Below are 25,158 nucleotides of genomic sequence, written 5' to 3' on the forward strand. Positions count from 1 at the left end.
TAATTGTGTTTTTTATGAATCGGATGTGACGCTCGTTGGGGCAACCCTTGCGATTGCCTTTTGGGCAACGACAGTGGGCAACCACATAGGGTTGCCCCTACCGTTCGACCCAACGCCGAAACTCCCCAGCCTTTTCCCGACTCACCGTCACCTCCTCTCCTGGCGACACCTTCAATTTCAATTTCAACTTCCCCCAATCATCTGCACGAAATCCCTCCAGAGCCTTCAAGGCAATCAAAAACTGGCGGTTGGCACGGAAAAACTGCGTCGGGTCCAATAATTCTGCCACCTCGTCCAGCGAGCGGTAATCACTCAGGTATTTTTTGCCATCGGTGCTCAGGAGGTAGATGAACTCCTCTTTGCCAAAACACACAATGTCTTCCACCGGGATCAGGATCATGCTGCGCCCCTGGTGTGCAGAGAACCGGGTTTTGTATTTTTTATTTTGTTGGGCAAAATTGGCAAATAGCTCCTGCATTTGGCTGAGGTAAGTGCTGTTTTTAAACTTGTCTTGCAGCAGGTGAAATTTGTCCAAGGCAGCTTTTAAATCCTCTTTTTCAACGGGTTTGAGCAAATAATCCACACTGTTGAGCTTGAAGGCGCGGATGGCGTATTCATTGTAGGCCGTGGTAAAAATGATGGGGCAATCGAGTGGCCGTTGGGCAAAAACATCCAGGCTGATGCCGTCCGCAAGTTGGATATCAGCCAGCACCAAATCCGGGCTAGGGTGAGCATCCAACCATTCTTGCGCCTCCCTTACACTGCCCAAAGGACCGACAATGGTGGCATTCGGTTCTATTTCTCGAACCAAACTCAAAAGACTAAAAGCCACCAAGGGTTCATCTTCCAGCATCAATATGTTCAAGGTATTGGGCATCAAAGTAGAGGTATTTGTACTTTAAAAAATAAGTCATCATCCAGAATCTGCACCGGTTTTTCACTCAAAAACTGGTACAATTGTTGCAATTGGGCTAAGCCCTGGCCATTGGAGGATTCGATTTGGCGGCGGATCTGTTTGTTGTTTTTCACCTCCAAATAACCCTTTTGACAAGTAATGCTGATGTAGAGTGGTCGATCAATTTGGACAATGTTGTGTTTCAAAGCATTGTCGATCAGCATCTGCAAAGTGACCATCACAATCCCCTGGTCTTTGGCTGATTCAGAAATGTCTATTTCGATTTGGAGCGCTTCGCCATAACGGATGTTCAACAATGAGCTATAATGTTCGATGAAGTTGAGTTCGGTTTGCAGGTTCACGACCTCGTTCTCCTTGTGTTCCAATACATAGCGGTACACTTTAGCCAGATGGCGGATAAAACGGGAAGCCAATTTTGGATCTTGCTGCACCAATCCATCCAAAGAAGTAAGCGTGTTGAACAAAAAATGCGGATTGACCTGATTGCGCAAATTGTGGTACTGCATCAAGGTTTTTTCGCGCTCGGCCTGGGCGGCCAGTAGCTCAAAAGTGGCTTTTTCCTTTTGAGACAAGTTGAGTTTTTTTAAAAAATCAAAAGTGAAAAAGATGAAATTCAACAAGGTTATCGATGCAACCGCCAAAGCACCCAACACCATCAAAAACTCGGGATTGGCATAACGGGGAAAGTAGCTACTAAAAAGGCGAATCGTGACTAAAAAAACAGACGAAATCCCCGTAGTAGAAACCAATACAGGTACCAGGATACGAACAAAAGGGCGTTTATCCAATGAAAAATGAACCTCCAACCTTCGGTTCACCCAAATGATCAGCTCCCAAATGCCCAGGATGGTCGCAAATTGAATAAAAAACAACAGCATATATACATACCAAGGTAACCCTACCAAGATTCGGGAACGGACATAGGTGCCAAACAAACAAAACAGCCCAATAAACAGGTAAGACCAATACCGCCGTTTCATTCCTGGACAATTTGCCCGTCACTCATCACAATGACCCGATCGCTGCCCGCAGCAAAATCCTGATCGTGGGTGACCGTAATGATGGTTTGGTGATTTTGTCTGGCTAGTTCCTGAAAGATTTCAAAGACCCTTTGGGAGTTTACCTTATCCAGGTTCCCGGTGGGTTCGTCACCCATGATGATCGTAGGGTCGTTGATGAGCGCGCGGGCAATGGCCACGCGTTGTTGTTGTCCACCGGAGAGTTTGGAGGCCATTTTGTGCGCAAATCCGTCCATTTCCACCATACGTAGTTTGTCCAGGGCGCGTTGTTCTATTTCAGCGTAGCTGTATTTGCCCAGCTTCAGTGCGGGCATCATCACATTGCGCAGGGCGGTAAATTCTGGCAAGAGAAAGTGAAACTGAAATACGAAGCCCAGGTTTTCGTTGCGAAAGCGCGCCAATTGATTCTGCGACCACCCATTGAGTTTTTGCCCTTTGATGTTGAGTTCACCACCGTAATCGGTATCCATTGTGCTGAGGATGTACAACAAAGTTGATTTGCCACAACCCGACTTACCCACGATGGACAAGAACTCGCCTTGCTCCACGCTGATGTCCACTTCCTTGAGTACTTGCACCGTTTCGGGCTCGTGAAAGTATTTGGTGATTTGTTTGGCTTGTAGTATCGGCATGATGTTATCCTCTGATGATCTGCACTGGGTCTACCTTGGCGGCCTTCAAAGAAGGGAAGAACCCCGCCAAAACGGTGGTGATTACGCCAAAGCAAAATCCCATGATGTAATGTTGTGGATTAAAATTGACGGGCATGGTCTCGATGCGGATGATATCACCGTTGGGAAACGGGGTGTGCGACAAAGCCAAACAAAATCCATAACCCAAGGTCAGACCAACTATCCCTCCCAACAAACCAATGATGGCTGATTGCCACAAAAAGATACCTACAATCTGGCGGCTTTCAAATCCCGTGGCCTTCAGAATAGCAATATCCTTGAGTTTGTTGATGATGTTCATGTTCATGATGTTGTAAATGCCAAAGCCAGCTACGAGCAACAAGGTAAAAGAAATGATCCCAGTCATCGCATAACGGATGTTCTCCCCAGCCAGTAACGGAGCATTGGCAGTAGTCCAATCTTCAGCATGCACACCAAACTCCTGGCTGATTTTTTCGGCCATGACCTGGGCCTGGGTATTGTCGTACATTTTGATGTGTAAGTCGGTGATAAAACTGGGGTCGCGTAGCATTATTTTTTGCACCGTAGCCAGTGTAGCATAGGCCCGGGCATTGTCAAAGTCGGCCATCCCGTAGGAGAATATTCCCACCACCCGCAGCATTAAGATATTGCCCTCCGAAGTCGTGATGCTTACTCGATCTCCAATGCCTACGTTCATCTTCTTGGCCAAACCATAACCTAGAATGACCCCATCGTTGACACCTAACAAGTCAAGCAACTCGCCAGCATCCATTTTGCGGGCGAGGGTAAACAACTCTCCCTGGCGTTTGACATCGATGCCCAACAGCGATCCCGTTATCCGAATCGGGCCATTGTTGAAAAATACCTGGGTGGCCACTTGTGGCGCAACGCCTTTGATTTCCGGCATGGCTTCGAGGGATTGTGACAGCATGATGGCATTGCGCAATTTGGGCAACACGTTTTTGGGGCGTTGGTGGTGGACTACGTATACATTGCCTGTGGTATCCGGCGCGGCTTTGGCGATGATGGTATTTTTTTCAATTTCCAGGGGATTGTAAATGCGAATATCGGGCGCCTCTTCCATGGCCAGACGCTTGGTAAAATCGTTTACCCCGGTCATAAAACTGATCATCACCAAAAACATGGAGATGCCAAAGGTTACCCCCAACATGGCCACAACGGTCTGTTTGCGCTTGGTCAACAAGTGCGTCAAGGCAATTTCCAAAGTCAGGCTGCGCTTCATTATTTAAGTATCAATTGAGAATTTTCAGTCAAACCACTTTTCACTTGTACCCGCTGGGCATCTTCTACTCCACGCTGTATTTTGACTTTACGCTTGTCCTTTCCTTCCATGACCCACACACTATCACCAGGCAAAAGCAAAGATTTTGGAATCACCAGCGCATTCTCTGCTTCCTGAATCACAATATTGGCTTCCACATTGAGGCCGTACAATTGTTGAGGCAAAGTATCGAGCAAAGTGGCATCCACCCGAATGGATTGTTCCACCCGATTGAGCATCGGGTAAATTCGGGTGATTTCGGCATGAAAAATTTGATCGGGGAAGGCATCCATGGTAAGCAAAACCTTTTGCCCCATTTGTATTCTCCCCAAATCCGTTTCATCGATCATCAGTTTGGCAATCAAGGTTTTGCTACCGATAATAGCCAAGGGTTGATTGGGGTAAATCATATCACCAGGGTCTTTGAGCACTTCATAGACCATGCCTTCACCAAAACTTTTCAATTGGGTGTTTTGCTGCGAGGTATTGGCGATGCGCAACTGGTTTTCCGCTTGCTGGGTTTGCAGGGCTGCATTGAGGTTGACCTGACGAATTTGTTGCTGCAAGGCCTGGACTTCGCGCTGGCTGGATTCGTATTGCAACTGGGCTTGCTCAAATTCTCGTTTGGAAATGGCTTCTGACTCCCATAGACTGCTGAAACGCTGGAATTGTAAACTGTCGAAACGCAATTTAGCCTGAGCGTTTTGCAGGCGGTTGCGCAGTTCGCGCAATTGGGGCGCAGCATCGCTGGTCAGGGGTAAAGTTTTGTTGAGCAATTGTTGAGCCGCATTCACATTGGCCGCCAAATTGGAATTGCTGAGGGAAAAGAGTAGGCTACCCGTTTTGACTAGGTCTCCAGCTTTGATGCGCACCGCAGTAATGATGCCGTCGGATACACTCATCACCCGGTATTCGGATTCGGGCACCAGGGTACCGGAGGCGTAAACGGCTTCGGTTAGTTTGGTGACTTCGGGCTGAGTAAGTTGTGGTTTTTCTTTGCTACAACTCCACAGTAGGAGACTTATACTCAATATGAAAAAAGACAATTTCATTGCAATGGTTTTAAGCGATGCAACAAAATACGGGATTTTGGGCGGGGAAATGCAAATGAAATGCAGGGAAGCGGCGGAAATGGCACTTGAAGCGAATCCTGAGTTGAATTTGCTGCGATACCCATATTTATATCGACTTCCACACCTGAAAAGCCCAAAAAACTCTAGCTTTATCCCAACAGTATGAAAAAAACCAAATTGCATGAAGCCATTATTTAGCCTTCTTTTACTACTGGGTGGTTTGGGTCTTTTTGCCCAAAACACCCCTACCCTATCCAAAGACAAAGCTCAAACCCTCAAGCGCCTGGATGAACTATCCGGTAGCTATACCCAAGTCGCCATGAAAATCTGGGACTGGGCAGAATTGGGCTACCAGGAAGCTAAAAGCTCCCAGCTCCTGCAAGAACAATTGCGCAACGCAGGTTTTGAGGTCAAAGCTGGAGTGGCCGATATGCCTACCGCCTTTGTGGCCAGTTTTGGCTCTGGCAAACCGGTCATCGGCATCCTCGGCGAGTTCGACGCCTTGCCTGGGGTATCTCAAGCCGCAGTACCTACACGTCAAGAGCGCCCGGAAGTAAAATCTGGTCATGCCTGTGGACACCACTTGTTTGGGGCGGGTTCGGCCGCTGCGGCAGTAGCGGTTAAAGAATGGTTGCAAAAAAGTGGCAAATCAGGTACCATCCGTTTTTATGGCACTCCTGCCGAAGAAGGTGGTGGTGGCAAGGTATACATGGTGCGTGCAGGTTTGTTCGACGATGCAGACGCGGTCATCCACTGGCACCCTGGGAATGAAAACAGTGCCCGAGCCAGTTCTTCACTAGCGAATATTTCCGCCAAGTTCCGTTTTTACGGCCAAGCGTCCCATGCAGCGATGGCCCCCGACCGCGGTCGCTCAGCCCTGGATGGCGTAGAAGCCATGAACCATATGGTCAACCTCATGCGCGAGCACGTACCGGAAGATGCCCGCATCCATTATGTTATCACGCGAGGCGGTGATGCGCCTAACGTAGTGCCTGCTTTTGCCGAAACGTATTATTACTCCCGTCACCCCGATGCCAAAACGGCCCAGGAAATTTTTGACCGCATCGTCAAAACTGGCGAAGGGGCCGCACTGGGTACGGGCACCCGCATGGAGTACGAACTCATCAACGGCGTATACAACCTCATGCCCAACGAGACCCTGGCCCGTATCATGCACAGCAACTTGAGCGCGGTAGGTGGGGTGATTTACAACGCTGAAGAACGCCAGTTTGCAGAAAAAATCTTTCCCTCTCTCAACTTGCCCAATGTAAAAATAGAGTCGGCAGCGGCCATTTCTCCTTTTGAACAAGTTGAAGAACGCAACAGTGGCTCCACCGACGTAGGCGACATCAGTTGGGTCGTGCCTACTGTAGGTTTAGGCACCGCTACCTGGGTGCCTGGCACCTCAGCACACAGCTGGCAAGCGGTAGCCGCAGGTGGCACCGGGATCGGCGCAAAAGGCATGATGGTGGCGGCCAAAACGATGGCTTTAACCGCAATTGACTTATTCAATGCGCCGGAAACCTGTATCAAAGCTAAGGCGGAATTGAAGGAGCGCACCGGGAAGGATTTTAAATACCAATGTTTGATTGGGACGCGGAAACCGCCGCTCGATTACCGGAAATAATTGCTGTTGGGGCGGGTCCGTTGGGGCGGCCCTACGTGGCCGCCCTTGGCCGAAAAATGGGGCAGCCACGTAGGGCGGCCCCTACCACATGCCCCAAATAAATCGTACGGGCGGCACTATGTGGCCGCCCCAAATAAATGACCATGAAACCATTTTATATTTTTTCCTTACTCTTAATCGCTTGCAATGCCTGGAGCCAATCCTTCAGTGCTGCGGAAATTGCCTACTGGAAAACCCAGGCCCAAGGCATTACCATTACCCGCGATAAATGGGACGTCCCCCACGTATATGGCAAAACCGATGCGGATGCCATCTTCGGGATGCTTTACGTTCAGTGTGAAGACGACTTCATGCGGGTAGAAGACAACTACATCACCAGTATTGGTCGTATGGCAGAAGTAGAAGGCGAAGCCTATTTGTACCAGGATTTACGGGCTCGCCTGTTTCTGGATACCAATCGGGTAAAAGCCATCTACCAAACTTGCCCAAACTGGATGAAAAAGCTGCTCCATGCCTTTGCTGGCGGCTGCAATTACTACCTCTACACCCACCCGGAGGTCAAACCGCGTTTGATCAAACGATTTGAACCCTGGATGCCGCTGATGTTCAGCGAAGGGAGTATTGGGGGCAACATTAGCGCTATCTCTGTGGAGCGGCTGAAAAGTTTTTACACCAAAAACCATTCAAGTTCCTGGCGTTACAAGGACTGGAAGGAAAAAGAATGGGAACCGGTTGGTTCAAACGGGTTTGCCATCGCTCCTGCCAAAAGTGCCTCTGGTCATGCTTTGTTGCTCATCAATCCACACACTACTTTTTATTTTCGAAGCGAACTGCATGTACGCAGTAACCAAGGCTTGAATGTATACGGTGCGGTGACCTGGGGGCAGTTTTTTATTTACCAGGGTTTCAATGAAAACTGCGGCTGGATGCATACTTCCAGCGCTGCCGATGTACTGGATGAATACCTCGAAACCATTGAATGGAAAGCAGGGAAACCCTTTTATCTATATGGTGGATTAGTCAAACCCGTTAGGGTAGAAAAAGTAAAATTGTGGTACAAGGATGGCAATGAGCTCAAAGCACGCGAGTTTGATACCTACCACACCCAACACGGTCCGGTTATATCTGAAAAAGACGGCAAGTGGATCAGTATCAGCATGATGAATGAGCCTTTCAAAGCGCTGGCTCAATCCTTCCTGCGCACCAAATCAAAAGGCTACAAACAATACAACAAAGCGATGGATTGGCGGGGCAATGCCTCCAACAATACGGTATTTGCTGATCGTCAGGGCAACATCGCTTATTGGCATGGCAACTTTATGCCTCGGCGCAACCGCAGTTTTGATTGGGAAAAACCAGTTGATGGCAGTAACCCCTTGACCGATTGGCAGGGTTTGCACCCGGTTAAAGAGACCGTCCAATTGCTGAACCCGACTACAGGCTGGTTGCAAAACTGCAACTCAACCCCCTTTACTGCTGCTGCCCAAAGCCCTGATCCCAAAAAATACCCCAGTTATATGGCCCCCGATCCTGAAAACTACCGGGGGATCCATGCCGTGCGGGTATTGAAAGACGCCAGTGGTTTCACCCTGGATAAACTCATTGAAAGCGCCTATGAACCCCACCTCCCCGGTTTTGAGCCCATCATTCCGGCTTTGATCAAGGCATACGAAGAGAGTGCCAATAAAACGCCCCGGCTTGCGGAAGCCATCAACGTCCTTCGGCAATGGGATTTTAAATACAGCCTTGAGTCTCAGGCTACCACTTTAGCCATTTATTGGGGAGAGCAGATGTTGACCTATACCCGTTATCATTTGCCGGAAGATGAACCCAACGATGCTTTGAGTTTGAGTGAACACATCATCACGCGCAGTACGGCCGAGGAAAAAATCCAATTGTTCAACCTCGTTCTGGATGAATTGACCCGCGATTTTGGCAGTTGGAAAATTGCCTGGGGCGATATCAACCGCTTTCAACGCTTGACAGGCAAGATCCGTGAAACCTTCGACGATCAAAAGCCAAGTTTACCGGTTGCATTTACCTCTTCACACTGGGGATCGCTCGCGGCTTTTGGCGCAAGAACCTATCCCGGCACCAAAAAACGGTACGGCAGTGTTGGCAACAGCTTTGTAGCAGTCGTAGAATTTGGGCCACGCCTTAAAGCCAAGTCCATTGTAACGGGTGGGCAAAGCAGCAACCCTAACTCCCCGCACTTTTTTGATCAAGCGAAGATGTATACGGAAGGGGAGTTTAAGGACGTATTGTTTTATCCAGAGGATTACCAAAAGGGTGCCAACCGGACTTACCAGCCTGGACAATAAACGCCCTTACCTCCTCCGCAACAAATACACTTTGAACAATATCGCTGTCTCGGCAGTGGTATTGTTCAAAGAATGCGGAATACTTCCGTCAAAAAAAAGGGTGTCCCCGTGGTGGAGTTCGAGGATGTTGTCGCCCAAACCATATTCAACCGAGCCCTGCACCACGTGGATCAATTCCATACTGTCGTTCGCCAGTGGCCTGCGGTAAGTACCAGCAGGAATGGAAATGATGGATACTTGCAGATTGGTTTCCGCCACGCCGGTACTCAGGATGTTTTCGTACAAAAGCCCTTGTGAATCTTCCCGCTCTTCTTTTTCACCCTGGCCTTTGCGCACCAGGATATAACTGGATTCACCATTGTTGCCCACCAGATCGACCAACTCAGCCAAGGGCACATTTAATGCCATCGAAATGTTGTGCAAAACCGGGAGAGAGGGAAGGGTACGAAAATTTTCGATGCGTGAGAGCAACCCAGCAGTGATGTCACTTTTGTCGGATACCTCTTGTAGGTTCATGCCGCGCTCCTTGCGCAGTTGTCGGATTTTGCGTCCGACTTTACCTAGTTCAACGTTTCTCATTTTGTTTTGGGTTAGATGCCTTGCCTAAAGAAATAGATCAATCCAGGAATAACCATCTGATTCCCAGACGAAATCCACTACTTGGTGGCATTGGATAGAAGGAAGTTTGATAAAATAATTGATTCTGGGGATAGATGAATCGAGTAATGTTTTCCAGTTTAAAAAAGGCCCGAAATTTAGTTATTTGAAACGCTGCAAATACATCGGCAGCGGGGTAAAAATCTACCGTACGCTTGTCTTGCAATTGAAATTGTCCAGTCAGTGGTAAATAGTAGTCGGCTCGATAAGCTGCCTGATACCGCACATCAACCCCGATTCGAGCGTTCAAAACCCGAAACAGTTTGCCTTCAAAATATAAACTGTGTTTACCAAAATATTGCGGCAAACGCACGATGGCTTCTGAAGATTGTTGCAGTATGGCTTGATTATCAAGATGAATACGCCAAAGTACAAAATTTTTCTTTACAAAAAACTGCAAAATACTCACGGGTTTTCCGGATTGCAGCGCATATCCAGTAGTATCAAAGTATATCATATTATTAATCAAATGGTAAGCTGCGCCAAGCTCTACTTGAAAGCGCTCAATATTGAGGGTCGCTTCCAGGTTGGTTTCCAGTGTTTTTTTGAAATCATTGTTCCAGACGCGTTGTTGGGTGACCCAAAACTCGCGCTGAATCAAGCTGGGGCTGTACAATTGGTTGGTGGCTTTACCCGTCAAATTCCCCAATTTGCCCAATTTAAAATCAAGTTCTCCACTAGCCTGATAGTCTCCAATATTGCCCAATAAGCCCAATTTGGCATTCAAGCGCAAATCGAGCAGCGGAATCGGTTGTAAATCCCAGCGCCCGGTAGCAAATACCTCGTTGAGGCTGGAGTCCTTACCTTCCAATTCAAGGCGGTGATAGGCATGTACCAAACCCAATTCCAGCAAGCCATTTTCCTGGCGCACTCTGCCGACCAATGGCCCTTGGCTGCGGTAAGTCAAGAGGCGAAACTGATTTTCGATTTTTTGGTGGCCGACAAAATTGCGGATCCCGCGAGTATCGGTATTAAAATTGCGGTAGTAGGTATCCAGCAGCGTAATGTCTTCATCGTCGTAGCGCGAGAAGATTTTTTGAAAACTCACACTGTGCGCCACCTGGTAAATTTGTTTGCCAGCTACAGCGACCTGAGGCAAACTATCTAATTGGCTCGTATCCCTTTTGCCCAGGCGATTCAATTGGAAATATTGGGTAAACTGCACCTCCTCATGCTGGTAACGAGAGCGCCCTGATTCCAGAAAAACCTTGGCTTGGGACGGGGTGGCCAAATTGCCTTCCAGGGTAAGGGTATCGTTGACCAAGCCTCCATTTTCTTGGCGCTCCAGTTTGTTGTTGACAAAAGTGAGGTAGGCATTGTAGCGACCATTCTGGCCTTTGAACCAAAAATTGAGGCCGAAAGTCGTATTGCGCAAGGATTGCTGGGTAAACAAGGTGGTAGTCCCACGCTGCGATAGGCGCTGGTAATCAATAGAGGCATTAAAACCCTTGCCAAAATTGCGCGAGAATTGTAGGTTAAAAAAACTGTTGTTTTGATTCCCCAACTGATTGTAGCCAATGTTGGTAAAAGCGGACTCGTGCCGGTAAAAAGGAATGTCATCGGCCGATTTTAAGTACAGATCGTACTGGTGCCAGCCCAAATGGAACCCGCGGCGCAAAGTAGGCTGATACACGATGGGCTGTGCCGCTGATCCGGATATCCCCAGGTGCATGTAATCCCATTGGCGTTGCCGGGCGGGATCGTGCTGGTACAGGTAATCGTTCAGCAGGGTATCCGCAAAGATTTTTTCCTGAAAGGGATTTTTGGCAAAAAATCGATAAACCCCAAAAGTATCACGCTTGACTTCCTCCTGGATAGAATCCCGCTCTGATTGCTCTGGTCTTTGTACATTCAAACCATTGTTGGTTCCAAAACCACCCGGGCCTTGGGTTGGAAACTGAGCCAGCAGCATGGTTGTACCGGAAAGGAAAAGGAGCGTGGTGAGGAGTTTTAGCACAAAAGAATAGTTATGAGTGATAAGTGATGAATGATGAGCGATGAATTTCCATTCATCATTTATCACTCATCACTCATCACTATATTAAAGTCCAAGTATCGCCGGGTTCATCCCCATTGAGGAGAATCCACCATCGTGGTAAAGGTTTTGCATGGTGACCATCTTGGTGAGGTCGGAGAACATGGCGATGCAATAGTCAGCGCAGGCATCAGCAGAAGCATTGCCCAGCGGAGACATTTTATCGGAATAGTCATAAAAATCACCAAATCCCTTGATGCCCGAACCAGCTGTCGTTTTGGTAGGGGATTGTGAAACGGTATTGACCCGTACGTGTTTTTTCAACGCCCAGTGGTAGCCGAAGCTGCGGGCAAAAGATTCGAGCAGTGCCTTCGATTCAGCCATTTCGCTGTAATCGGGAAAACTGCGTTGCGCAGCGATGTAACTCAAACCCAGGATAGATCCCCATTCGTTCATGGCGTCTAGTTTGTACAGGGTTTGCATCATGCGGTGGAAAGAAATCGCCGAAATATCGAATGATTTTTGCATCCACTCGTAGTTCAGGTCGGTATAGTCCTTCTTTTTGCGCACGTTGATCGACATTCCAATGGAGTGCAGGACAAAATCGAGTGGGCCACCCAAAATTTCTACTGACTTGCCAAACAGGTTTTCCAAATCATCCATATCCGTAGCGTCTGCCGGAATGATTTGGGCGTTGGTTTTTTCAGCGAGGTGGTTGATTTCGCCCATCCGCATGGCTACAGGTGCATTGGTCAGCACAATTGTTGCCCCCTCTTCTACACAGCGCTCGGCTATTTTCCAGGCAATTGAGTTTTCATCAAGGGCGCCAGAAATGACTCCACGTTTCCCTTTCAATAAGTTGTTCGCCATTGGTCGTTTTTTTAACATTAATGTTTTAGGCGGAGCAAAAGTAAGTGAAAAGTGAAAAGTGAAAAGCGAAAAGTTGACAAAGCACTACATTTCATGCCTAACATCCCATTTTTCACTTTTCACTTTTCATTTTTCACTCAATTAAAGTCCTAGCAATTCCCGCGCATTCACCAAGGCCGACTCACTCGGTGGGCTTTGGCTGAGCATCACGGCAATGGCGCGTACCCGATCATCATCACTGAGCAAACGGACATTGGTGATGGTGCGATCGGGTTTGTCCACTTTGAAGACAAAATAGTGTCGATCCGCCTTTGAAGCTACCTGCGGTGAGTGGGTAATGGTCACCACCTGGTGTTCATTCGACAAATTACGCAGGATATTGCCCATTTTGAGGGCCACGTCACCGGATATCCCCGAGTCGATTTCGTCAAAAATGAGGGTGGGCAGCGGGATTGCACTGGCAACCAAGGATTTGGTGACCAGGGCGAGGCGCGACATTTCCCCACCGGAAGCGACGTCCTTGATTTGTTGCAAACGGCTACCCCGGTTGGCGGCAAATAGGAACTGTACTTCATCCAGACCTGTTGGGCACAAGTGATCCAACTTGCGGTTTTCAATTTTGAGCTGTGCATAGGGCATCGCCAATTGGGTCAACATGTTCACCACTTTTTGCTCATACCCCGGAATGACCGCCTGGCGTCGATCGCTGAGCTCGTCTGCCCAACGGTATAGCTGTTCTTCCTGCACCTTGATTTTATCGCGTAGGGCACCTATTTCATTTCCCAGATCGGCAAAACCCGCCAAGTGCTGCTCCAGATTGGTTTGAATGGCCAAAAGTTCATCAACGGAAGAAACAGTGTGTTTTTTGAGCAGACGGTAAATCAAGTCCAGGCGTTGTTGCACCTCTTGAATCCGTTCAGGGTCGTGATCGGTTTGGTCGGCCACTTTTTCAAACTCGTTGCTCATCTCGCGCAACTCAAAAATCATACCGGCAAAACGATCCGAATACTCCCCCAATTTGGGTGCGTATTTGCCGATGGTCACTAGCGCAACGCTCAGGCTTTGCATTTGACCAACGATGGATTGTTCGTTTTCAGTCAAAATATCAAAGGCCATGCCTAGGGTGCGTTTGATGTCTTCGGCGTGGCTGAGCCGGGTGAGTTCTTCTTCCCAAGTCTCCTGTTCACCCGCCACCAATCCCGCTTTGTTAAACTCTTCCAACTGAAACTGGATGAAATCCATTTCTTTGGTTGATTGCTCATTGCGGTTCAGCAACTCCGACAAACGGCGCTGGTTGGCGCTGTATTCGCGGTAAACGTTGCGGTATTGGAGGAGGCGTTCTTTGTTGCCCGCCAGGGCATCGATCATCCTGAGTTGGAAGGAGAGGTTGTGGATGTCGAGGGTATCAAACTGCTGATGGAGGTCGATCAACTCTGCACTGAGGTCTTGGAGCACCCTGAGGGTAACCGGGCTGTCGTTGACGAAGGCCCGAGATTTACCAGAGGGTGTCAGCTCGCGCCGGACGACCACTTCGGTTTCGTAGTCGAGGTCATTTTCGACAAAAAAATCGCGCAAATCATGCGCGCCCAGATCAAAGATCCCTTCGATGATGCATTTTTCTTCCTGGTTGTATAAGGATTTGGTATCGGCGCGGTCGCCCATGATCAAACCTAATGCCCCCAAGAGGATCGATTTACCGGCGCCAGTTTCCCCGGTAATGATGGTCAAGCCCCTGGCAAAATCAATGTCCAGGTGCTCAATAATGGCATAATTGCGGATGTGAAGCCTTTTTATCATAGCGCTTTAAAAAATACTGCGCGTAAAAATAAAGGTTTTGTTTGAAATAATTGGACTTCTTGCGCAAAGCATTAATTTTGCATCAAAATAATTGGATTCACACCCACACACCCACACCCACACCCATTCTTGAGTAACCACAATGAAACAATTTTTAATCTTCCTACTCATGGCCTCGGTATTCCATACCTGTGGAGGCTCTAAATCCAAATCCTGGCAGGCACTGGACCTCAAAGGATATGGTATCCCGGCGACCATCCTCGCCCCTGCTGACAGCACCCAGGTAGAAAATTTTGAACTTTCGGGAATCAAAGACGTCTCTATCACCTCTACGGGTGCTACACCCTTTGCTGTGCAAATTTACGCGGGCAAGGCCCGCGGGAATAAAGTGGTGGAACAAACCTTCCGCCAAATCCGCGAAGTACACAGCAATCCCGAATTCAGCAAAATCGTGGAACAACACACCGATGGTTTTATTTACGAAGTAAAAGGCCATCGGGAAGACCGCTACAGTTTTCGCTATGTGCATTTGGTACGGGACACGGAAATTGTTTTCACCACTGCGCTGAATCAGCGGTTTTCCTTGGAGGAGGTGAAAAAGATGTATGAGGCGGTGAAGCAGGAGTGAACTATTTAGGCATAGCTGCGAAAGAAAACGCTGCAAGAGGTTTAAATTCAACCAATTGCGGCGTTTTATTTGTGGAGGTAAGGGGATTCGAACCCCTGGCCTCTTGCATGCCATGCAAGCGCTCTACCAACTGAGCTATACCCCCAATTCACTTTCTATTTAAGTGGCTGCAAATATACAGGCGGCATGGTGACTTATCCAAATATTTTTTGCAAAAATATTTCTTGCAGCCCTTTGCAGAAAAAAACGAGCTTTTTTGCAAAAAAATCCTCAAAAACTGCAAATTATTGCATGAAATAACGCAACTTGTGGATTATTTTGGATTTTATAGCTACCGAGTATGGAAAGGATTACTGAAAAACCTTCTCGCTATCGCCACCTGGAGAAGATGAATGTGCGAGAATTATTGGAAAACATGAACCGTGAAGACCAGGAAGTTCCCACAGCGGTAGCGCGTGCCATTCCCCAAATTGAAGCATTGGTCAATGCCGTTGTTCCTAAAATGCAACGCGGTGGCCGTTTGTTCTACATTGGGGCGGGTACTAGTGGTCGTTTGGGGGTATTGGATGCTTCCGAGTGCCCACCTACCTTTGGGGTGCCAGAAGATCTGGTCATTGGTTTGATCGCCGGTGGGGATCGGGCCATTCGGCATGCCATCGAGGCCGCTGAGGACAGCCTAACTCAGGCCTGGATAGATTTACAAGGGCATGAAATAGACGAGGATGATGCCGTAGTTGGCATTGCTGCCTCGGGCACTACTCCTTATGTGATTGCAGGCTTGCAAGCTTGCCGGGCCAGAGGGATTGTCACCGGCTGTGTCACCTGTAACCCCGGAACCCCCTTGGCGGCCAACGCGGATTTCCCGGTTGAAGCCGTGGTAGGACCCGAGTTTGTAACCGGAAGTACGCGCCTCAAAGCTGGAACTGCCCAAAAACTGGTACTCAACATGATCAGTACCAGCATCATGATTCAACTGGGCAGAGTCTTGGACAATAAGATGGTCGACATGAAACTCTCCAACGTCAAATTGGTCGATCGGGGCGCCAAAATGTTGGTACAAAACCTGAGTTTGCCTTACGATGAAGCCCGCGATTTGTTGCTCAAACACGGCAGCGTACGCAAAGCCATGGAAGCCTTTTCCCCCGAGCACAACCTGAGTGCAGGCCTATGAAAATCCTGGTTGACAGCGGCGCCACCAAAGCCAATTGGGTGGCTGTGAGCGAAGGTAAAACCCTGCATCAGCTCCAAACCCAAGGCATCAGCCCATACTTTCTGAGTGACGAAGGCATCGTCGATGTGTTGCGCGAAGTGCGGCGCAGCATTCCTGGACCAGTCAATGAACTCTACTTTTACAGCACGGGTTGTAAGGCCGAAGACCAACGTCGTCGAATGAATCAGTTGTTGCGCCTGATGTTTCAGGAAGCCACGCAAGTGCAAGTTGAGACGGATTTATTGGCGGCAGCACGGGCCATGTCGCAACGTGAAGCAGGAATTGTGTGCATCCTGGGTACCGGTTCCAATGCCTGTCGATATGACGGGAGTCAAATTGTAGAAACCGCAGGTGGACTGGGTTTTATCCTGGGCGATGAAGGCAGCGGTGCCGGAATTGGCAAAGAACTGATCCGCTCTTTTTTGAACCGCGAAATGCCCGAAAACCTCCGCGAAGACCTCAACAATCACTATCACCTTACCCGTGACAACATCCTGCAATCGGTGTATCAACTCCCCTACCCCAATCGCTTTCTGGCCACTTTTGCTCCCTTTGCCTTTGAACACCGCCAGGAGCCGAGCATTCGGGATTTGTTGGACCGCCAGTTTAGTTTGTTTTTCCAACGCAGCGTCATTTTATTGGAAGGTAGTCAGCAGTTGCCGATTCACTTCGTGGGTTCTGTCGCTCATTTTTTTCAGGAGGAAATTGCCCGCAATGCCGTGCCTTTTGGCCTGCAATTGGCCCGATTCCAGCAAGATCCCATGCCAGGTTTGATCCAGTACCATGGTTAAACTGCATCTTTGTGCAAGAAACCAGGCAAAAAAAAGCTAAAATTGCCAGAATTGAAATATTTTCTGCCTGAAAATTTGGGTTTTTGAGAATAAAACTGCATTTTTGTGCAAGAAATACGAAAAGATTGGTTAGCGGTTGAAAAAACCGCAATTAAAATAAACACACTATTTGCTAGCTATTACCAGCCTGCCAGAAGAAATTCTGGCAGGCTTTTTGTTTTAGTATTGGTTTGTGGCAAATCCTTCAAAAAAATGCAGATTTCACCGCAAATTCTCAGAATGTAGTTATCTTAGTCCCACGCTAATGTATCAACCATATGCTAAAAAAAGAACGTCAAGCACTGATTTTACGCGAAGTCAATATCCACAACAAAGTTGTACTCACTGACCTGAGTATAAAATTGGATGTATCCGAAGACACGGTGCGCCGGGATTTGCAAGAATTGGCCGATGCAGGTAAAGTAATCAAGGTACGGGGTGGTGCCTTGTCCAAGTCTTATCACGTCTATTCCTACAAGGAAAATGAAATATACGCTTACCAGGAAAAAACCATCATTGCCCGCAAGGCCATCAGCCTGCTGCGCGAAGGCATGCTGGTGCTGATCAGCGGGGGCTCAACCAACCTGGAAATTGCCCGCATTTTACCCCCCGACCTCAAAGTGACTTTTGTAACCATGAGCCTTTCCACCGCCATGCAATTGCTGGAACACCAGGGCTCGGAGACGATTTTTATCGGCGGGCATTTGTCCAGTGCGGCGGGCATTGCGGTAGGCGGTGAAGTAGTGCGCACGCTTAAAGACATCAAACCCGACATCTGCCTGATGGGGGTCAACGGGATCGACGCCATCGATGGCATGACCGAATCGGACTGGGAGGTGGTGACCATCAAAAAGGTCATGATGGAATCGTCCAAAAAAGTAGTGGCGCTGTCGATTGCTGAAAAGCTGGATTCTACTCAAAAAATCCGGGTTTGTGGCCTGGATGAAGTGGATGTGTTGATTACGGAGTTGGATCCGGAGCATCAAAAATTGAATCCTTATCGGAATTTGGGGATTGAGATTATGTAGGCAATCCTGCCTTTCACTCACGCTTCTAATTGACTTTTGTCCGACAAAAATCAAGGGCATGGTGCTGTGTAATAGAATAGTTTTGTGCATCCACAAAACTAAACGTACACCATATGAAGCCACACTCAACTTTCTGCTTCTTCATTGCCATTTTGGGTTGTGCCCTAAACTTGTCGGGCCAACAAAACCTGCTCCAGTTTTTTCGCCTGAATGCCAACGAAGCTGCCTACCTATATCAGTATCCAAAAAAGCAGCCTGATTCCACATTCTTTCATACACCAATCACCAAAACGCAGGCTGAGCAAGAAACCGGGCATTACCTCCAAGTACTCATCCGAGGCGAATCGGTGGATTTGGCCCTTAAATCTACTGCTCCAATTCAAGTCCAGGTGCTGAATAACCAACAGGATCTTTCCATTTTGGTTAAGGATAGCCTGGGCCAGCAGCTACCTGATGTTCAGGTTTTGTTGGGTGAAAAACTGCTCCGCTATGATCCTGAAACACAATCTTTCCGCACCAAAAATTCACCCAAAGAAAGGATATTGGAAATAAAAACCCCTACTTCCAGTGCCTACTATAATTTGGTAAAAAGTGGTAGAAAGAGCATTGCAATCCTCACGAATTACCGGCGTTTTTCTACTAGTCGAATAGGGCGTTTCGTCACCATACCCATAAAAATTGTACAAGCTCCCATTGCTTACGTGGTTCGGAGCATTCGTTCCCACCATTGGATTTTGCCTTGGAAGTATTGGTTTCGCAAAAAATACAATCGTGATTTAGAAGGCTATATTGCCTTGAGCCAACCGGTATACCGCCCAGGGGACACCCTAAAAATGAAGGCTTTTGTGACCACAACCAAAGGGCGACCCTTGCATAAAAGCATTGATTTTCAGCTATCTAAGGATTGGTCAAAGCAGGTTTTTACAAAAAAAATCAAACCAGAACGACCCGGTGTTTACCTCTTCGAATGGCCTTTGGCTGATACATTGGACATAGATGAAGAATACCAGCTTAAACTATCGAAGCGCAAATCGGACATCGAACAAGGGTTCCGTTTAGAGGAATACGAACTGGATGAAATCAATTATACCTTAAAAGCGTCCCCTGAATCCTTTACACGTGGGGAGAAATGTACACTTTCACTCAGTGCCAAAACGACCAATGACCTGGCAGTTCCCGACGCGACTGCTGAAATTTACATTTTGGCAGGAACAATCAAAACCTTTCATGGCCAGGAGGTGCTTGTCCCCGATACCCTTTGGCACAGCAACGAAAATCTGGGTGTACGCGGCGAATGGGATGTAATTTTGCCCGATTCCCTTTTCCCGGCTGCTTCGTTGGACTTGCGCTGCCATGTATATTTCAACAGCAGTTCCGGTCAATTGAGTTTTAAGGACAAAACACTTCAATTCAAGTATGAACCCAGTTTTAAGCTGAGTTTGGACGGTAACAAAATCATGGCAAGCAGTACCTCGGCCCTTACCGATTCACTGATACTGAGCGCACAATACGCCGATGAAAAAAGCCAATCTCAAAAGGTATTATTGCCAGCACAGCTACCCCTTGACCCCAATGTAGAATCGTATACCTTGCTGAACCCCAAAACGCTAGCTGAATTTAAACTCCCCCTCCACCAGGAAGAAGAAGGCCTGCAGATTGTCGGCAAACGCAGCGCCGATTCCATCCATCTTCGCATTGAAAATCCACGCAATTTGCCCCTTTGGTACCAAATCAAAACCCATTCCGGTACAATCGAAACAGGCTTTACTCGTGATTCCTTGTGGCATTGGCAGCACCGTGATCAAAGTACTGCTTTTTACCACCTCAATTACGAATTCCTCTGGGCTGGAGAGCTTTTTGAAAGACATGAAGAATTTCGTCATTATCCCAAAGCCCTCTCCATTGACCTACAAGGCCCCGATCTAGTCATTCCTGGCCAGGAAAACAGCTACAAGGTACAGGTGAAACGTGGCTCCGGGCACCCAGCCAAAGGGGTAGACCTCAGTGCAGGAGCCATCAATGCTCAGTTTGGTGATGAAACCAGTTACAGTACACCCAATATTGGTTATCGGCGGCAAGCTGCCCCCCGCAATTTTCCTTCTTTCCGATTGTACGATACGGATCGAAATTACAAGCTTCCGATGACGCGGTTTTTGGCTCAAACTTTTCAAGTTCAAGACGCCCTATATTACCAATATCGTTATGCCCCACAACTCTTACTCACTCGACGGGATTCGGTACTACGCCAGGATTCTTTTTATCAAAACATTGCCCAATTTGCTCCATTTGTGGTCAAGGGAGGAAAAATGCAACCCATTTTCCTCATCTACCTCAATCGCAAGTTGGTGTATTCCCACCTTACCCGGGATGCGCACCCTTATAGCTTTCTCGGAACAGAGGGATATCATCAAATCACCATTCGCACCCGTGAGTATGAGTACGTTTTGGACAGTATTTTTTTGCGGCGTGGCGAAAAACTGGAACTGGTGCTTAACGAAGATTTCTGGCCGCATGGAATTGCTCCGACCCATTTCAAACGGATACCGGTTGCCCAAAATCTTAGTGCGGTTGAAAAAGGGTTACTCCGCAACAACATTTTTGTCATCCAAAATCTGAAAGCCAAGGACAGTATTTTCATTTGGGATGATCCACAAAACATCCATTTTATCACCTATCGTTCCGGGCAAAACAATCATGTCGGGCCATTTAATGCGGGTTCAAGCTTGACCTATTTGAGCATGAATCAGTTCAAAAACGCCTTTGTCTTTGAGCCTGAGTTCAGTTATGCTGTGGAAAAAAGCCGGGAACGTTTGTACCAGCATGAGTTATTTCCAACCAGCAAAAAAGAAGTTCTCTTGCCCCGCAGTTTGCCTCATCCAGCCATAGGGCAATATGTCATTTCACCCAAGTCGGTTAGGGCATTTTCACCAGCCCAGCGATCCATCGTTTTTGATCAAACGCCTGCAAAACCGGAGAAGGGAGCGGGTAAATACCAGTTTTTTTACCCTACATTTAAAACACCTGCTGATTCCTTAAATCTCTCCTTCGTGATCATCCGCAACTTGAAAGCAGACAGTCAGTTGTTGTTAAATCCCAGCACGAGGTTTATTCCCAACTTGCCCGCAGGTACTTATGAGTTGTTGCTTTTTAACCAAAAAGAGGCTGTGTTCCGCAAAAACATCCAAATCCGCAGAGACACGCTGCTGTATGAAGATTTATCCAAGATTCAATTCCAGCAAATCGACTCCCTGTTGCCGTCTCTCTTAGGTGAAAAATATGTGCCCATTCAGTCTGTACCAAGCTCTTCCACACACACTGGTAAATATTATGGCCAAACCCAACTCCTGCAAGGCCGGATTTTGGATACCAATGGTGATCCTTTGATTGGCGCTTCGGTCTTGGTAAAAGGAACCAGTATTGGGGCTGTTACCGATCTGGATGGCAATTACAGTGTATTTGCACCCTTGGGAACCCAAACTGTTGTAGTGAGTTATACGGGTTATGCATCTCAAGAAGTTGTAGTGAATGACCGAAACTATGCTTCGCGGGATGTCCGGTTAGACGAAGATGCGTCCTACTTATCTGAAGTAGTTGTGACAGGTTATGGTACAGTTACCGCCCGTACCCAAGAGGCTAGTGTATCATTGGCAGGTAAAGCGGCGGGAGTAGTGGTTCGAGGCGCCCGTGCTTCAAATACGGATTACTATGTAGATGGCATACGTATCCGGGGATTAGCTAGTCTAGATGAGAGGAATCAAAGTTCCGACACCCTCAGTTTTTCAGGCATCCGCAAAAGTTTTCACGACCATGCTTTCTGGCAACCTCGCCTGCGCAGCAACTGCAGCGGCGAAGCGGAATTCAAAGTAAAATTTCCAGACGACATCACCAATTGGAAGGTCTTTGTATTGGGTGCTGATAAAAATCGCCGGGCAGGGCTTTACACAGGCAATATCCAATCCTATAAGCCACTGATGGCGCAACTGTCCCTCCCCCGGTTTTTGGTGCATGGAGATCAAACCACCCTGAGTGGCAAAGTGCTCAATTACACCCAGGATAGTTTCCAACTCAAAACTTACTTCCAAGCCGCAGAGCAGCGCCTGTCGGAAAAACAAAGCCTGGTAAAAGAAGCTTTGGTGGAAAAAACTGAATTCCAGGCACCCGATAGCGGCGACTCCCTAAAACTTCGTTTTGCCCTAGAAACTACAAAAGGCTACACGGATGGTGAAGAACGGAACATCCGCATATTGCCCATTGGAACACTGGAGATGGAGGGTGAATTCATGGTTATTGAACGTGATACCCTATTGAATTTTGGCAACAAAAGTGGGCAAATCCAGTTTCGAGCCCAACCCACAGCCCTCCATCTGCTCCAGGAAGACCTCCAATACCTGCAAGATTATGCCTACACCTGCAATGAACAAACGTCCAGTAAGTTGATTGGTTTATTGAGTGAAAAACAAATTTGTCAGACCTTGAATAAACCCTTTACTGGCGAAAAAATGATCCGCGGCGCCATCGCTCGTTTGGTAAAAGCCCAAAACGCGGATGGTTCTTGGGGCTGGTGGCCGAATGGCCCGGTTAATGTCTGGATGAGCAATTACGTGATCCGGGCACTCCATAGCGCCCAAACCATGGGTTATCCAAGCAAGGCTCTTGAAAATGGATTGCGTTGGTTGACGAATCAATTTCCTCTAAAAAATGAGCAGGAGTTTTTACAGACATTTGAAACCCTTTTGTTGACTGGCCAAAAAATCACAGTTTCAAAGGAACTCAGCGACTCCTTGAATAAACCCCAGAAGTTGTTGCACAATCGCTTGTTGAAGCTATGGGTTCAGCAGGAGCTCGGATTGAAACCTTCATTGGATAGTTTAATGAAATACCGCAAATTGGACGCACATGGCGGCGCTTTTTGGGAAGAATCGGAGGCAACTCAGGATTGGCAATACGACTGGTACAACAACCGCCTGAGCAATACCCTGCTCGCCTATCAAATTGCACGAGGAGCTGGTTTAAAAGACGAACTACGTCGCATCCGAATCCATTTATTAGCCAATCGCGGTTACACTCAAAATGGCCTACGGAGCGCTTATGGTTGGCGAAATACACTTGAAGTGGCCTCCGTACTCAAAACCATTCTACCAGATTTATTGGCAGAAAAAAACACTCAGTTGGGAAGACTCCAATTGTCGGGTGCTTTAAATGCTGAGGTTAGTACCTCCGCCCTGGAAGCCACTTTTGACGCCAGCCAACCCTTATCATTAAAACTGAACGGCGCAGGCCCATTTTTCTGCACCGCCTATCAGCAGACCTGGAATCCCAACCCTCAGCCCAAGTCCGATCTTTTTGCGGTAAAAAGTCATTTGGAGCAAAATGGGGAAGAAATCAAGCAACTGCAATTTGGCAAACCTGCTCAGTTGGTGGTTGAAATTGAGGTCAAACAGGAGGCGCAATACGCCATGATTGAAATCCCGATTCCTGCGGGCTGTTCCTATTTCAAAAAGCCGCAAAGTTACAACGCGCCCGAAGTGCATCGGGAGTATTTTGCTGAAAAGGTGAGCATTTTTTGCGAGCGATTGCCCATTGGGAAACAGCGTTTTGTGGTGGATTTGGAGCCGCGTTTTAGTGGGACTTACACTTTGAATCCGGTGCGGGTGGAGGAGATGTATTTTCCGGTGTTGTATGGCCGGAATGGAGTGGAGAAGTTACAAATCCGACAAGACCCATAATTACTAAGGTGTACCTTTAGTGTCTTAGGTTTCTTAGGTGGTGAAAAAAACGAGTGGCATATTTTTTCACCACCTAAGAAACCTAAGACACTAAATGTACACCTCAGGCGGTTATCACAAATCCCCGATACTGATCAATTTTTTCTCCAAATACTCCTGCAATCCTTCTTCCCCACATTCATAACCCAAGCCGCTTTGTTTCCAGCCGCCAAAAGGTGCCTCGGTCGCATGTGCCGCCCATTCATTGATGCCCACAATGCCAAATTCGAGCGCCTCGGATACTTTGATGGAGGTGCGCAGGTCGTTTGTCCAGAGGTAGCTGGCCAGTCCGTATTCGGTGTCGTTGGCTAAGGCGATGGCTTCGTCAGTATTGGAAAAAGGCGTAATGCCCATCACCGGCCCAAAGACCTCTTTGCGGAAAATATCCTGCTCAGGAGTAACTTCTGATAGAACCGTTGGGGTATAAAAGTACCCTTTGGACAAGTGAGCCGGGCGTTGTCCACCAGTATTCAATCGCGCACCTTGAGCGATGCTGTTGTTCACAATTTGCTCCACCTGCTCCCGTTGGCGGGCATTGATCAGTGGACCAATTTGGGTGCCTTCATCCAGGCTATTGCCCACTTTTAGTTGAGCCATGTAGTGACTGACCCGCTCGGCAAAACTGGCATAAATTTCCTCGTGCACCAAAAAACGCTGAGGCGATACACAAACCTGCCCACAATTGCGGGTTTTGGCTATCGCGGCACTTTTCGCCACCGCTTCCACATTGACATCGGGGAAAATGAGGCAAGGTGCATTGCCGCCTAGTTCAAGGGACAATTTGGTATTGGTTTTTGCCGCACCTTCCAGTAGGATTTTACCTACTCGTGTACTACCGACAAAATGGATTTTGCGCACTTCTGGCCGGGCCAACAAGGTTTCACCAATGGCTGCTGCGTCGCCCAATACCAGATTGGCCACTCCGGCTGGCAGCCCGGCTTCCACCAACAATTCCATCAGGGCCATGGCCGTAAGGGGGGTGTATTCACTAGGCTTGGCCACGATGGTGCAACCCGCCGCAAGCGCAGCTGCCCAGACCCGGCAAAGGTTCCAAACCGGAAAATTCCAGGCCGTCACAATGCCTACAACTCCAATAGGTTGACTGATGACCGACATGCGTTTGTTGTTGCGACTAGCCGGGATAACCCGTCCGTAGTTGCGCTTGGCTTCTTCGGCGTACCATTCAAAAAACTGTGCAGCAACCACCCATTCACCATTGGCTTCCAGCATGGGTTTACCTGCCTCGGCGATGGTCAATTGGGCCAGTTCTTTGCTGCGAAGGCGCATCAAGTCGGCTACTTTTTTGAGCACATCGGCGCGTTGCCAGGCATTGGTATTTTTCCAGGCAGGAAACGCAGCTATTGCCGCGTCGATCGCCACCTGAACGTCCGCGACTCCGCCAAAGGGAACTGTGACAATGGTTTGTTCAGTAGCTGGATTGATGACGGGCCAGGTGCCGCCGTTGAGGGCGTCGAGCCAGGTGCCGTTGATGTGGTTTTTTTGCATG

18 protein-coding genes and 1 tRNA gene are annotated in these 25,158 nt (G+C 48.1%); 8 read left to right on the forward strand and 11 right to left on the reverse strand.

Annotated elements, in window-relative coordinates; all coding sequences use genetic code 11:
- Positions 1–97: 97 nt before the first annotated feature.
- From ACEW9O_RS09000 to ACEW9O_RS09020, 5 genes are read right to left on the reverse strand one after another with little or no spacing between them, the layout of a single operon-like run.
- Positions 98–877, reverse strand: a complete 780-nt coding sequence (locus ACEW9O_RS09000; RefSeq protein WP_373549819.1) for a LytR/AlgR family response regulator transcription factor — start codon at positions 875–877, stop codon at positions 98–100.
- Positions 877–1,896, reverse strand: coding sequence for a sensor histidine kinase (locus ACEW9O_RS09005; protein WP_373549820.1), 1,020 nt, complete (start codon positions 1,894–1,896; stop codon positions 877–879). Before ACEW9O_RS09005 ends, ACEW9O_RS09000 begins: the two co-directional genes overlap by 1 nt.
- Entirely contained in the window at positions 1,893–2,567 is a 675-nt protein-coding gene (locus ACEW9O_RS09010) for an ABC transporter ATP-binding protein (protein WP_373549821.1), read from the reverse strand. The genes ACEW9O_RS09005 and ACEW9O_RS09010 overlap by 4 nt, the downstream gene beginning before the upstream one ends.
- Positions 2,568–2,571: 4 nt before the next feature.
- Positions 2,572–3,831 carry an ABC transporter permease gene (locus ACEW9O_RS09015; RefSeq protein ID WP_373549822.1) on the reverse strand — a complete coding sequence of 420 codons (1,260 nt, stop codon included), beginning with the start codon at positions 3,829–3,831 and terminating at the stop codon, positions 2,572–2,574.
- A complete protein-coding gene (locus ACEW9O_RS09020) occupies positions 3,831–4,922 on the reverse strand; it encodes an efflux RND transporter periplasmic adaptor subunit (protein ID WP_373549823.1) in 1,092 nt (363 codons plus the stop codon). The genes ACEW9O_RS09015 and ACEW9O_RS09020 overlap by 1 nt, the downstream gene beginning before the upstream one ends.
- Between ACEW9O_RS09020 and ACEW9O_RS09025 the strand changes: the two genes are divergently transcribed.
- The 3 genes from ACEW9O_RS09025 (at position 4,903) to ACEW9O_RS09035 (ending at position 8,891) form a co-directional block, all read left to right on the forward strand.
- Positions 4,903–5,109 (forward strand): hypothetical protein, encoded by a 207-nt coding sequence (locus tag ACEW9O_RS09025; protein ID WP_373549824.1) that lies wholly within the window; start codon positions 4,903–4,905, stop codon positions 5,107–5,109. The genes ACEW9O_RS09020 and ACEW9O_RS09025 overlap by 20 nt on opposite strands.
- 15 nt (positions 5,110–5,124) lie before the next feature.
- Complete coding sequence (locus tag ACEW9O_RS09030) at positions 5,125–6,570, forward strand: amidohydrolase (RefSeq protein ID WP_373549825.1); 1,446 nt, start codon at positions 5,125–5,127, stop codon at positions 6,568–6,570.
- Positions 6,571–6,713: 143 nt separating this feature from the next.
- Positions 6,714–8,891: a penicillin acylase family protein gene (locus ACEW9O_RS09035; protein WP_373549826.1), complete on the forward strand. Its 2,178-nt coding sequence runs from the start codon at positions 6,714–6,716 to the stop codon at positions 8,889–8,891.
- Positions 8,892–8,897: 6 nt separating this feature from the next.
- Here the strand turns inward: ACEW9O_RS09035 and ACEW9O_RS09040 are convergent, their stop codons facing one another.
- From ACEW9O_RS09040 to recN, 4 genes are all read right to left on the reverse strand, one after another.
- On the reverse strand, positions 8,898–9,470 hold the full coding sequence (locus ACEW9O_RS09040) for a helix-turn-helix domain-containing protein (RefSeq protein WP_373549827.1): 573 nt from the start codon (positions 9,468–9,470) through the stop codon (positions 8,898–8,900).
- A 37-nt stretch (positions 9,471–9,507) separates the two neighbouring features.
- Positions 9,508–11,505: a putative porin gene (locus ACEW9O_RS09045; protein ID WP_373549828.1), complete on the reverse strand. Its 1,998-nt coding sequence runs from the start codon at positions 11,503–11,505 to the stop codon at positions 9,508–9,510.
- 84 nt (positions 11,506–11,589) lie between these two features.
- A complete protein-coding gene (locus tag ACEW9O_RS09050; protein WP_373549829.1) occupies positions 11,590–12,393 on the reverse strand; it encodes an enoyl-ACP reductase in 804 nt (267 codons plus the stop codon).
- A gap of 141 nt (positions 12,394–12,534) precedes the next feature.
- Positions 12,535–14,190 carry a DNA repair protein RecN gene (recN, locus tag ACEW9O_RS09055; protein ID WP_373549830.1) on the reverse strand — a complete coding sequence of 552 codons (1,656 nt, stop codon included), beginning with the start codon at positions 14,188–14,190 and terminating at the stop codon, positions 12,535–12,537.
- A 142-nt stretch (positions 14,191–14,332) separates the two neighbouring features.
- Between recN and ACEW9O_RS09060 the strand changes: the two genes are divergently transcribed.
- The gene (locus tag ACEW9O_RS09060) at positions 14,333–14,818 is read left to right on the forward strand and encodes a hypothetical protein (protein ID WP_373549831.1); all 486 of its coding nucleotides are present in this window, start codon (positions 14,333–14,335) and stop codon (positions 14,816–14,818) included.
- A gap of 72 nt (positions 14,819–14,890) precedes the next feature.
- On the opposite strand, the gene ACEW9O_RS09065 is transcribed toward ACEW9O_RS09060, so the two are convergent.
- Positions 14,891–14,963: transfer RNA gene (locus tag ACEW9O_RS09065), tRNA-Ala, on the reverse strand.
- A gap of 195 nt (positions 14,964–15,158) precedes the next feature.
- On the opposite strand from ACEW9O_RS09065, the gene murQ reads away from it, so the two are divergent.
- The 4 genes from murQ to ACEW9O_RS09085 all read left to right on the forward strand — a co-directional run bounded on the left by murQ (position 15,159) and on the right by ACEW9O_RS09085 (position 23,612).
- On the forward strand, positions 15,159–15,989 hold the full coding sequence (gene murQ, locus ACEW9O_RS09070) for an N-acetylmuramic acid 6-phosphate etherase (RefSeq protein ID WP_373549832.1): 831 nt from the start codon (positions 15,159–15,161) through the stop codon (positions 15,987–15,989).
- The gene (locus tag ACEW9O_RS09075; protein WP_373549833.1) at positions 15,986–16,819 is read left to right on the forward strand and encodes a BadF/BadG/BcrA/BcrD ATPase family protein; all 834 of its coding nucleotides are present in this window, start codon (positions 15,986–15,988) and stop codon (positions 16,817–16,819) included. The genes murQ and ACEW9O_RS09075 overlap by 4 nt, the downstream gene beginning before the upstream one ends.
- Positions 16,820–17,136: 317 nt before the next feature.
- Complete coding sequence (locus ACEW9O_RS09080) at positions 17,137–17,886, forward strand: DeoR/GlpR family DNA-binding transcription regulator (protein ID WP_373549834.1); 750 nt, start codon at positions 17,137–17,139, stop codon at positions 17,884–17,886.
- Positions 17,887–17,999: 113 nt separating this feature from the next.
- Positions 18,000–23,612, forward strand: a complete 5,613-nt coding sequence (locus ACEW9O_RS09085; protein ID WP_373549835.1) for a carboxypeptidase-like regulatory domain-containing protein — start codon at positions 18,000–18,002, stop codon at positions 23,610–23,612.
- Between the two features lie 114 nt (positions 23,613–23,726).
- On the opposite strand, the gene ACEW9O_RS09090 is transcribed toward ACEW9O_RS09085, so the two are convergent.
- Positions 23,727–25,157 (reverse strand): NAD-dependent succinate-semialdehyde dehydrogenase, encoded by a 1,431-nt coding sequence (locus ACEW9O_RS09090; protein ID WP_373549836.1) that lies wholly within the window; start codon positions 25,155–25,157, stop codon positions 23,727–23,729.
- Between the last annotated feature and the right edge of the window lies 1 nt (position 25,158).

It is taken from the genome of Haliscomenobacter sp., assembly GCF_041740695.1.
Taxonomy (GTDB): domain Bacteria; phylum Bacteroidota; class Bacteroidia; order Chitinophagales; family Saprospiraceae; genus Haliscomenobacter.